This is a genomic window from Arthrobacter sp. UC242_113 (assembly GCF_044054585.1).
In the GTDB taxonomy this organism is placed as follows: domain Bacteria; phylum Actinomycetota; class Actinomycetes; order Actinomycetales; family Micrococcaceae; genus Arthrobacter.
The window spans coordinates 17587-28660 of sequence record NZ_CP171973.1; the positions used below are offsets into that span (position 1 = coordinate 17587).

Below are 11074 nucleotides of genomic sequence, written 5' to 3' on the forward strand. Positions count from 1 at the left end.
GGATGCTTAACTATTGGGATCATTCTAGCAGAATCAATCGTGCGCGTCTTGTCGTGTTTGCCCCATCCAAGGAGTGTTTGTGCCTGTCTCAGCCTCAGAGTTCAAGAGCTGGCTGGACGCTCAGTCCATCAGCACTTCCCCTGCCGCTCTGAGCGCTCTGACGGGGCTGCACCGAGGCACGTTGGGCAACCAGCTGCGGCGTGGAAACGTTGCAGAATCGACGGTCGTTGCCGTCGCTCGCGCGTCCGGAGCGAACGTGCTGGAGTCCCTTGCCGCCTTTGACCCGTACAGGAACATGTACACCAGACAGATTGAGCCCACGCCGGCAGAAGTGCTCAGCCAGGTCCACCACGCAGACCTCATGGCCGAGCTACAATTCCGCACCTCGAAGAAGTACTACCCGCGGGATCTGCGGAAACATATTCCGCTCATAGACTTCCCGCACGAGGGATCCAATCGGGCATGGATTGACGCCATCGACTCCGGCGACATCAGGCACCGCATGGCAGAAGAGACTGGCATGGCCCTGACATACATCTTCACGCAGCTCACCGAAAACAAACTGACCCCACCGCTTGCGGTAGCAGCCTCCAAGGCAGCAGGCACTTCCTTCGCATCAGGTCTGGTGGTCGTCGGCCTCGTGCTTCCGGCTGAGGCAGGCTGGCAACCACGCGCCAGGGAGGACGAGCTGCTTGAAATCACGGACGATGCACTTGTCGAGCTAATCTCCGGCCGCATAAACCTGCTGCAGCGGCGCGTCAAACAACGTAAGGAAGCCCAGGAGTATGCGGAAAAGATGACGGAGCTTCTGGGATGAATCCACTAGGTGTCGTCCCGGTGACGCTCATGCTCATCCTTCTGGGCAGTCTTACGTTCAAGCGTATAAATACACCCGCATCCGGGTTTGAGCACGCCTTGCGGGGAAAGGCGAGCAGAATCGCTTTGTCGGGCATCTTTCTCACCACCGCTTATCTGCTGCTGGTACCGCCCGTGTACTACGCGCTGGATTCGATCATGCCGATCACCAACGCTACCGACCTCATCTCCAAGTACTGCGCACTGGTAGCCGTCGCCTTTCTGGGCGGGCACCTTAGTGTCGCCTACGGATCCCCCTTTGCCCGTCGTTGGACAGTGGGCGCTCCCGGAACCGTTGTGCTGGGCCTCGTCTCCGCTGGCCTGCTATGGACTGTCGTGGCCACAGACGCCCCGTATTCATCCCCCCAGATGCTCGACTTCGCCACACAGCCCAGCGTTCGCATAAACACCTGGTTAGTGCTGTTCTACGTGGCCTACATTGTCCTTCCCCTGGTGCGGCCGGCGTACCTCGACTCCACGAAGAACCCTCTCCGGATAGGCCGGATGGCTTCAGGCATGATTGCCGGCGGTTTCACCCTCTCCCTCTTGCGCGCCGGAGCGTACCCCGTCGAGTGGTTTGGTAGCGGGAATGTGGTTTACCTGTACATGCTCATCTCCTATGCCTCCACTGCCCTCGTGGTCGTGGGGCTCGCGCTGTTTGCTTACGCGCGCAGGAACAGAAAAGTGAAAACCGAGCTGGGATCTGCCCTCTCACTCGATTAGGAAGGCCGGGAGACATGACTACCCCTCAACAAGCGCAGGAAGCAGTCAAAAGCGTCTTAGCGGAAGTACCGCGGGAGCATGAGGCTGCCTATCGCGTCATCTACCAGGCAGTGAAGGTGTGCCTGGCAGATGGCATGGAGCGGCGGGCAGCTGCCGCCTACTTGGGAGTCTCGCGGTGGCGTATCGACCGCCAGGGACGCTACTTTCGGTCTTTGAGAGCGACCAGGACCTTGTTCCGGGATGCCATGGCTGCCAATCCTGCAACTGATCCTGCCGGCGAGTCCGTGGAAGCCATAGTCCGAAGAGCGTGGAAGAAGTAGCCCTCAAAGGGTCCCAAATCCCAAAATTCTTGGTTTCATGACATATTGGAATCATGCAATCTGGAATCTGTCACGAGCTTGCTGGGCGAGTCACACCCCACGCGATGACTCTTTCAAAAAGAGCGACACGCCGCGGCGACGTGCAGGGTTTCGTTTATCAAAACCGCTTAGATAGCACTATGGCAATTCAGAAGCTTGCTCAGGGAGGCCGCCCTTCCAAGGGGCCCCGGCACACGTTTGTGGTCAAGCCCGATCTTGCGCGGGCCGAAAAGCTGCGGGCCATTATGGAAATTCTTGGCACGAACGCAGTTGATTACCTGACACCGCTGGTTGCCAGGCATATAGATTCCATCGACCTTGAAGAACTGCGCAATCAGGAGACATTGCCTATACCGAAAGCCAGTTAATAACTGAAGGCCCGCACATGGCGGGCCTTCGTTAAGTATTTAGTTCAGATCTCGTTCTTGGCGGGATGTCGATCTGAACTTTTGTCCAACACCCACCCAGTGGGTGGATTTTGTCGTTCCCCCGAAGGAGTAACTGCTGTCTATGGTACCGGAAGTCAATTCCGCGTCAACGCACGCACGTAAGGGTGTCGCGGGCCAACCTAGCCCTCAGCAGGCGTGGATCCTTGCACCCCTGATCGCCGGCCAAGCGTCCTACCGCCTAGGCCGATGGATGGGCACCAGGTTCCAATACCCGCGGCCGGCAACTCCGCCCACCATTACGACGTCTCTGCCCGAGCACCCCGCAGCAGTCATGATCCACGGTACGGACGGTTCCGTAGCCACTCTCTGCATCGACTTGGATACATCCAAGGCACTGAAGAGCGTCGTGGACTCAGACGCAGCCCGGCTCAGGAAGCTTCTGAACGAAGCCAACGTCAGCTACGTGGAGGACTTCTCCCCCAGCGGCGGCAGGCACATCTACATTCCCCTTCAACAACGCCTCACCGCCGCCAAAGCCCGCGAGCTTGTCGAAGCCCTCGGCCTTCTCGCCGCAAGCCTGGACCCGAGCCCCCACCAGAACATCACCGACGGCTGCATCCGCGTCCCGGGCTCAAGGCACAAGGCTGGCGGCCACCAAACCCTCATTACTCCCCTATCCCAGGCCTACGCCACCCTCCGCGTCCGCAACTCAGCGCGTGCCATAGCAGCATTGCGCGCCGCACTGGCCCCGGAGCTGGCCCGCAACAAGGCCATCCAAAAACGCCAAGCCAAAGCAGTAACAACAGTACGGACCACTGCTGGACAGCTGCCCGTCGCTGGCCGCAGCGAAACCCCCCTGCGCCGGATTGCACGCACTGGCCTTTACGACACGGCTACGTACGCCAGCGCCTCGGAGGCCCGCATGGGTGTGCTGAACCACTTCGCTGCGTGCGGATGGACCCTGGAAGAGGTACGGAACGAACTCACCGGCCAGTTCCCGGGCCTGGCAGCCCTCTACGGCACGCAAGCCAAACAGGCGCGACTCCTTTCCAGCGAATGGGCCAACGCCCAGGCCTTCACCAACGCCGGCAGCACCCAAAAACGTAAGCCCCGTGAACCCGGAAAAATCAATGCCCTTATTAACAACACAAGCCCCACTGAACCCACAGGGGGGGCACTCAACCGCAGTTCCGCGTCAATCCACCAACTCGTAAACGACTTGGAAAATGTCCTGTACGCCGTCCTGGACCACCGCTTGGCAGCCAGGGGCCGCGAAGGACTCGGCCTCCGCCTCCTGGTCCGCGGCCTGCTGGGCTACATGAGGGCGAAAGAAACGGATCTTCTCGATGTCGGTTGTCGTACGCTTGCGGTCGCGCTGGGAAAGCACCATGTCACCATTGCCCGGTTACTTCCCGTTCTGGCCCAGGCCTCCGATGGAATTCTCACCAAAGTCGCGGATGCTCGCCACAAGACAGCAGACGTCTACCTCATTCAGTTGCCTCGGCACTATCAGCAACTAGCGAGGGAGCTGACGTGGCGCAAAGGACGCATCCATGCCGTGCGACCTGTGTTCCGAAGCCTGGGAGACGTGGCTGCCCTTGTCTATGAATCCATCGAACGAGCTAGGCACTCCCCCACCACCGCGGAGATTGTCCGTTTTACGAGCATCAGCCGCAACGCCGTATCGACCGCGCTGACCGAGATGGAGGCCCTGGGCATGGTTTACCGCGACCACGGTCACTGGAAGAGGAGGGCAGTTAATCTGACTAATCTGGCGGCAAGGCTGGGCGTGTTGGAGGACTACCAGGCCCACATCAGCCGTAACCGGTTCGAACGCGCCCGCTGGCACGCATACCTGGACCGTTTCCGGACCGTTGAGGTTGATGAAGGTGCACTGTACGACCAGGAACGGGAGGAGTATTGGCTGCCTCCTGGGGATGCTGCGATCTGGAACGCCGCATAGGCGACGAACCGGGGGCTGCAGCGATGCCCGGGTTGCCTGTACGCATTTTTCCGGTTACCTCCGGCGCACTGAATATGCGGACGACGACAGGACGGGGGCTCCGAGAAAGCTGCCGCAAAACGGCAAGCACTGACGCCCAATGCGGACCGCTTTTGAGATTCATCCTCCGGTCTCCACCGGGGGCCGACAGCGGGGGACAGCGCGACGGAAGAGCTGCAGGGCGGCGCTCAATCGCTTACCTGCAGGGTTTCCTCATGTTGGTCATTCGCTTGCGAATGAAGCGTATACAGCAAAGCAATTGAAACTTGCTTTAGAAGTAAAACTTGCAATAACAGCTTTACTTTTTTGACTTGTGAAAAAAGTAAAGACACGCAAGCCAGCTTCACAAGTGAAACAAGTGCCGCTGGTTACGCTGGGAACACTTGTGAAAGGAAGATTCGATGAAACACGATCTGGACCGCGGCGCGCTCAGCAGGGTAATCGCGGTAATCAACGGCAAAGGCGGGGTCTTCAAGACCAGCTTGGTAGCCAATGTCGGTGGACTCCTCGCGGAGGCTGGCTCACGCGTACTCCTCGTGGATTTGGACCCGCAGGGCAACCTTGCGGAGGACCTAGGTTATTCCGACAAGGGGGACGGCGGCAGGAGCTTGGCAGCGGCTCTCTGCTTCGGTGCAGAGCCGTCCCTGCTCACAAGTATCCGACCCAACCTGGACGTCATTGCCGGCGGACCCGAACTCGATGATGCAGCAGCGTTTCTCGGAGCCAAAGCCCAAAAGGACCGCGACGCAGCCCACCTAGCCCTGGCAAAGATGCTCGCAACCATCGCGGGGGAGTACGACCTCGTCCTCCTTGACTGCCCGCCCGGAAACGAGCCCCTCCAGGCAGCAGCCGTCGCGGCCGCACGGTACGCACTGGTGCCGCTGAAGACAGACATGTCCAGCCGCAAAGGCGTCGCTGCGGTGGCAGCACGCATGGACAGCGTCGTGGGACTCAACCCAGCACTCGATCTCCTGGGTGTTGTCCTGGTGGGAACCGGAACCAACTCAAAACAGGTCCACAAAGTCACCCGCGACCACCTCATCGCCGACTTCGGCACCGACGAAGTGCTGTTCCCAATGACCATCCGACACGCAGAAGCAACTGCCCAGGCCTGCCGGGAGCGCGGGCTACTGGCGCACGAGCTCGAACGGGAACTTAGCAAAGCACCCAAATGGTGGGAGATTCGTCGCGGAGAAGCTAAAGCCACGAATGCAGGGCCAAGGTCTGCATCCAGCGTTGCTGAGGACCTGCATGCAGTCGCCATGGAAGTAACGCGGCGGGTAGCCGCTGCAGAGTCCCAGGAGGTTAGCGCATGAGCACCGAGCAGAACGCCGGCCGGCCCACCCTGGGCTTGCCGCCGCGACCCGCCGCAGCACCCACGACAGATGCACCACTAGCGCGCATGCTCTCCGGGCGCCGCCAGGAGGCGCCGGCGAAGAGGGAAGAACCAAAGGATTCCCCGACTGAGAACATGACGGTAAGCATCCCAACCGCTCTGCGCAATCGCGCCAAGGCCGCGTACAAGGCGACCAGCTACGCCGAGGGAGATAACACCTGGGCACATTTCGTTGCTAAAGCCATCGAAGCAGAAACCCGCCGCCGCGAAGCCGAACACAACCAGGGCGAGATGTACCCCTCATGGGGAGAGAAACTGCCCGGCGGCCGGAGGCTCAAGGATAGCTAACGGGGAAGTACGTCCCCCAAGCCAGATAGCAGTACCCGGGGGAGTGGTCGAACACCACAGGACCCGGGACCGGAACAGAGTAAACAGAGGAGAGAAGTGGGCGAGTCAAGTACCACTAAGGCCCGAATACAGCTGCCGACGTGGTGGGGAAACCAAAAGGATCTGGCGAGGTTGGTCACTTTGGTCAAGTCCCTGCACTCGTCCGCTTCCGCAGAAGCGCTAGAAAAGTTAACGGCCAGCAGGGCAAAAACTCGTGAGCTCAACGAGGCGAGAGTGGAGTCATTGGCTGCGGCTATCGCAACCAATATTTCAAAAAATGGAGGGGACCCCGGTCGTTTCGCTGATCCAACGACCCTTATGGAAGAGGCCCGCATTCTGGGGTCGCTGGAAGAAGACGGCCATTACACCGCCGAACGCGCAGTTAAGGAACTGGATCTTGAGATGGCAGTCAGCCTAAAGACCTGGGACGAAAGGCGGACCGGTTCCCCTGACGTCCTCATTGAAGATCTGGACGAACGGGAAGTGAAGCGCATCGAACTATCCTTTGGCCAGCAGTACTCAGGTGGGACCTTCCTGCGGCTGGAACTCGGGAAGTATGGTAGTCAGGCGGAACTTGGAGGACCTGTTCACTGGGTTTCGTCAGCCGCCGGTCAACTCAAAGTTGAACTGAAGCGGCAAAGCAGCTGGCTTGGACGCCTCGTTGGTAGTGGATGGGGGCACACGCTAATCGCGGTACCCACCGCCGTGGTAATTGCGTTGCTCCTGCTGCCCTATGTCAAGAGCACATGGGATTTAGTGGCAATAGTTCTCGTTTTAAATGTCCTTGTATCGTTCGTTGCTGCTGCCGTTCTGCAGAAGTTCATCCCCAGATTTGAACTGATGAAGGACGGCAAGCCAAAAATAAAGACCTGGCTTGGATGGGTCGCCGGACTTCTCGGCACCGTCATCATAGGACTTGGGACAAATGCCCTGTCCAAGATGATGGGGCTGTAGAGGTCGGTCAGAACTGGCCGCTGTGAGTTCACCTTGGCGGCAGATGCCGATAGAGGGTTGTGCGCGCCAGTCCAGTCTTGGTGACTATTTCGCGGATGGGCACGCCCTTGTCCCGGAGCATCAAGGCATGTTCGAGCTTGTCAGGATCCACAACGGAAGGACGTCCGGTGTGACGGCCATGGGCGGCAGCTACCGCCCGGGCATGGGAGGCCCGTTCAGCGGCGTAGGTGCGTTCCATTTCTGCGAAGAGGGCCAGCATGACGACGGCCAGCTGCGCCATCGGACTGTCCGGAGTCGATGTGTCGATTCGGAGAGGATCGGCCAGTGTCCGGATCCCGACGCCACGTTCCTTTAATTCGTGAACCAGATTTAGCGTGTCCCGGACCGTCCGGCCTAACCGGTCGAGGGTGTGAACGACAATCACATCTCCTGGGCGCGCCTGGCGCAGCGCTTCATGCAGCCCTGGACGGTCCCTGGTGGCCCCGGACTTCTTGTCTACGTAGACATGCTCACTGTCAATGCCGGCGGCCGCCAGGGCGTCCAGCTGCCGCGCCACGTCCTGTTTAGGCGTTGAAACCCTCGCATACCCGATATCCATTGATGCACCGTACCTAAATTCGCTGTCGTTACGGTTGAATATGGCGACCATTGTGGATTGAATTCCGGGACAATCAGATTACGCGCCGTTCTGCGTATTCAGATGCGAGGGGGAGTGTCCCACCCGGGGTGTCCCGGTTCTAAGGAAGTGGGACACTGCCATCCGGCCTGCCTGTTCCTCGGGACTGCAGGGCCGAGGCCGCCGCCCGCGGACACAATGCCAGGGAGAAGATCGCTCTCGGTGCCCGGGCACATAGGATGAGCGCACGTGGGCGCGGGGCAATAAGGGGGATGTTGTGAAGTTCAGGATGATTGGTGTGGCTGCGGCCTGTATCGGATTGCTGCTGACTGGGTGCGGTACGCCAGCCGCTGAGCCGGCGGCCTCGCCGACGCCGACCAAGACTGTGAAGCTCACGAAGGTCCCCGATGTAGCGGGCAAGCCCTTTGCGGAAGCCCGCGACCTTCTCTTCAAAGCCGTCATCAAGTACGACGCTGTAGGCAGTGACGGTGTGAAATTCACTGAGAAGCCCGATGATCTCTCCGTGGTTGTCAGCTCCAACCCGTCCGCCGGCACAGAGATCGAGGCTGGGGGAACAGTGGCCCTGAAGCTGGAGGGCACCCAGGCGGAAGCCACCGCGGCGGCGGCCGTGAAGGAAGCCGCGAGGGTCCGGTCGCTGCGGTACAGCTTCAAATGCTCCGCGTCAGAGAGTGCCATCACGGCAAAAGACACCAAGTCATTCACCAAGCTTCAGGAGATCTGGGCCTCCCCGGATTTCGCTCGGTTCAAGTCGTGCGATCTCCGGGTCGGTGGCAAGTGGTACATGGACCGGTATGACCTGGAGCCCGACGAGGCCGCTGTAGTGAAGCAGATCGGCGCCGACGGCGGCGACGCGAGTGCACCTCACATGGCATACGGGAGCGTTTTGCTGCTCTGCGCCATCCCGCCCAAAGACGGGTGGGACAACAGATACGGTGAATACCCCACAGGCCCGAAAATCAAAGCGGTGGCCAAGGCCGCGGCCGCAATGTGCCCGGATGCTCCTTTCGTGGCAGAGCTGGTCAGGGGTGCCGGCGGTGTTCCGCCCGCACCGAAAACTGCGATGGGCGACGGCACTTTCGTCGTCGGCAAAGACATCGCCGCGGGCGCTTACCAGGTGGCCGTACCGGCGGGGGCCAACGGCGTACACGACTGCTACTGGGAACGCACAAGCCCCCAGGGTGCGACGATCGAGAACGACTTCATCTCGTTCGCACCCCAGGGGCCGGTGGTCACCGTCCATGCAGGTGAAGGGTTCGTCAGCCGGGGCTGTGGAAACTGGAGCATGATCGGCTGACCTCGCCTGGGGCTGGCGTCAGCGTACCAAGGGCCTGCAGCCCGGGAGTGGTGCCTCTAACGAACCCGTTAGTGAGAGTGCCGAGGTTGCGAGAACAGGGGGTCATTGGCAATGCGAATGAGGGTAATTCTTCCGAGCGCGCTCATTCCCGGGTTTGATTCCTGGTAGTACCAGACCAAACCCATCGCCTGCTGGAATGCCCATGCAGCTCCGCGCCACCATTGAAGATCATCGCTGGCTAGTTCCTTGCGCAGGAGTGCTCGTCCTTTGTGATCGAGCATGTGCCATGCTGCAACGAGATCCAGTGAAGGATCAGCAGGGGCGAACCCCCCACCATCGAGCACACCAACCAGCCGGTCTTCGTCAACGAGCAGGTTGCCAGGAATCAGATCCCCGTGACTCATCACAACAGAACCGGCAGCCGGCAGACTTCGGAAAGCTGCCCACAGCTCGCGAAGATGATCGACCGGCAGCCGCCCCTCACTCTTATGGAAGCAAAGCTCCATCCACTCATCGGAGTCCTTCAAATCCCCGCCACGTCCGGATCCGGTAAATTTCCGGCCCCTGGTGTCCGCGGCCCGGAGGGACCGGATCAGTGCCGCGAGGTCACGGGCGAATTGGTCTGACTGCGCCGAACCCTCGGACGTCGCAACAGTTCCAGGCAGCCAGGTCTGCACTGACCACGGCAGGGGATAGCCGTAGCCGGGACTACCAATCGCAACTGGAACCGGCGTAGGGAAAGGACAGGCCGCGCTAAGCTCTCGCATGGCCTCGGCTTCACGAGTGAGTTGAGCGCTGGTAGTAGCTACATCAGTGGCAAGGAGTGGGAATCGCGCAGTGAGGTCGGTACCGATTCGAAAGATAGCGTTCACAGTGCCATCCGTCGCCACGCGGCGGACTCGCTCATGACGCCACTCAGGAAACTGGCCAGCGACGAGCCTGCCGACAATTGCTTCGTCAATGTGGAGCTGGTCTTTGTGCATCCCCATACAGCGACGGTAGCTGGTTTCACGAGTGGCACCGAAATAGGGCAATGAGACGAAAGGCTTCTGTGTGTTTCAGTTCCAAGGAACTGGGACGGTGACAGGTTCCGCAATCAGGCACTTCTTACCTGCATGTAACTTCCGGGCGCAATGCTGGGTGCAATGGCCAAAACGTCAGAGGTCAATGGCATGATTCGTGGATGGGGAAAGCAGGAGAACCACGGCAGGTAGAGCGAAAGATTTACTTCTATCGAGCTGACGCGGGGTCTGATGCCGGTGGCGCGCCTGTCGGCTTGGATCTAGCCGACACGCTTCAAAAGGTCGAGGCCGTCCCGTTCGCGGCTGATTCCAAGAGGTATTGGTTGCAAAGAGGTGGTGATGCGATAGGCCTTTGGATGCCGTCGAGCTCGCATACCTATGACCGCTTTGTGCTTGCAGCTGTAAGGCGATCGAGCTTCCCGCAGTCGGAGTTGAACGGAACTTTGGCGGACCTGGATCTTGGAGCCGGGGCGGGGCTGCACGAACCTATACATGTTCGCCTTTACCCCGACAACTTAGTTGGGATTGAATTTAATTTTCATGGGCCGCGCCCGTCTCGTCTCCCGTTGTATCTTCAGCACGTCATCCCCGGCGCTCCAAAATTCATGCTCGAGGCTTTACTGAGAAAAGACGCCGAAGACCAGCTCCTACATCAGAGCGAGATGCGTCTCTTGGACCTCCATCTTCGCCCTTCCTATATCGCGGAAGTACGAAAGGCCAGCAAATCGCTCGGGGAAGCGTTTGAGGCAATGACCAAGGTCTCCAAGGCCGAAGTTATCGGCATCACCCTTCGTCCTGAGCCGAACAAGCGGACACCCCTGGGCAACAGAGTTTTGAAAGGTACCCGAAAGCTAGCCGGTCGATCCGACTTGTCGGAAAATGTTGTGAAGTTCAAGGCCAAGGGCATCAACGACCTAACCGGGAAGGTCGAAACCATCAATCTTCTTGATGATCAGCTCGTGAGCCACAAGAAAATTGTCACGTTGGGTCCTAATAGCCGGGCGGTTGACTCCACAGCTGCTTTTGATGCAATTGATGCTGCCTACGAGACTTTGAAACCCCAGCTTCTTGAAGCTTCTGGCATATCAGCGGCCCAGGACGATGGCTCTTAGCAGT

At 59.6% G+C, this 11074-nt stretch carries 11 protein-coding genes; 9 read left to right on the forward strand and 2 right to left on the reverse strand.

The features are described 5' to 3' along the window. The first annotated feature begins 79 nt into the window (after positions 1–79). The 7 genes from ACHMXB_RS22785 to ACHMXB_RS22815 all read left to right on the forward strand — a co-directional run bounded on the left by ACHMXB_RS22785 (position 80) and on the right by ACHMXB_RS22815 (position 7005). The gene (locus tag ACHMXB_RS22785) at positions 80–817 is read left to right on the forward strand and encodes a hypothetical protein (protein ID WP_395406038.1); all 738 of its coding nucleotides are present in this window, start codon (positions 80–82) and stop codon (positions 815–817) included. A 125-nt stretch (positions 818–942) separates the two neighbouring features. Then, the gene (locus tag ACHMXB_RS22790) at positions 943–1578 is read left to right on the forward strand and encodes a hypothetical protein (protein WP_395406040.1); all 636 of its coding nucleotides are present in this window, start codon (positions 943–945) and stop codon (positions 1576–1578) included. Between the two features lie 373 nt (positions 1579–1951). Next, the gene (locus ACHMXB_RS22795) at positions 1952–2305 is read left to right on the forward strand and encodes a hypothetical protein (RefSeq protein ID WP_349472054.1); all 354 of its coding nucleotides are present in this window, start codon (positions 1952–1954) and stop codon (positions 2303–2305) included. A 271-nt stretch (positions 2306–2576) separates the two neighbouring features. Beyond that, entirely contained in the window at positions 2577–4289 is a 1713-nt protein-coding gene (locus tag ACHMXB_RS22800) for a hypothetical protein (RefSeq protein WP_395406042.1), read from the forward strand. A gap of 440 nt (positions 4290–4729) precedes the next feature. Then, a complete protein-coding gene (locus ACHMXB_RS22805; protein WP_395406044.1) occupies positions 4730–5644 on the forward strand; it encodes a ParA family protein in 915 nt (304 codons plus the stop codon). Next, on the forward strand, positions 5641–6012 hold the full coding sequence (locus tag ACHMXB_RS22810; RefSeq protein WP_253033911.1) for a hypothetical protein: 372 nt from the start codon (positions 5641–5643) through the stop codon (positions 6010–6012). The genes ACHMXB_RS22805 and ACHMXB_RS22810 overlap by 4 nt, the downstream gene beginning before the upstream one ends. A 171-nt stretch (positions 6013–6183) precedes the next feature. Continuing rightward, positions 6184–7005 carry a hypothetical protein gene (locus ACHMXB_RS22815; RefSeq protein WP_253033883.1) on the forward strand — a complete coding sequence of 274 codons (822 nt, stop codon included), beginning with the start codon at positions 6184–6186 and terminating at the stop codon, positions 7003–7005. Positions 7006–7033: 28 nt separating this feature from the next. On the opposite strand, the gene ACHMXB_RS22820 is transcribed toward ACHMXB_RS22815, so the two are convergent. Then, positions 7034–7603, reverse strand: coding sequence for a recombinase family protein (locus tag ACHMXB_RS22820; RefSeq protein WP_253033884.1), 570 nt, complete (start codon positions 7601–7603; stop codon positions 7034–7036). A gap of 403 nt (positions 7604–8006) precedes the next feature. Between ACHMXB_RS22820 and ACHMXB_RS22825 the strand changes: the two genes are divergently transcribed. Continuing rightward, entirely contained in the window at positions 8007–8936 is a 930-nt protein-coding gene (locus tag ACHMXB_RS22825; RefSeq protein WP_395406046.1) for a PASTA domain-containing protein, read from the forward strand. 68 nt (positions 8937–9004) lie between these two features. Here ACHMXB_RS22825 and ACHMXB_RS22830 read toward each other — a convergent pair whose 3' ends face one another. After that, positions 9005–9925: an aminoglycoside phosphotransferase family protein gene (locus ACHMXB_RS22830; RefSeq protein ID WP_395406048.1), complete on the reverse strand. Its 921-nt coding sequence runs from the start codon at positions 9923–9925 to the stop codon at positions 9005–9007. A gap of 194 nt (positions 9926–10119) precedes the next feature. Here ACHMXB_RS22830 and ACHMXB_RS22835 point away from each other — a divergent pair, with 194 nt between their 5' ends. Then, entirely contained in the window at positions 10120–11070 is a 951-nt protein-coding gene (locus ACHMXB_RS22835) for a hypothetical protein (protein WP_395406050.1), read from the forward strand. Positions 11071–11074 lie beyond the last annotated feature (4 nt).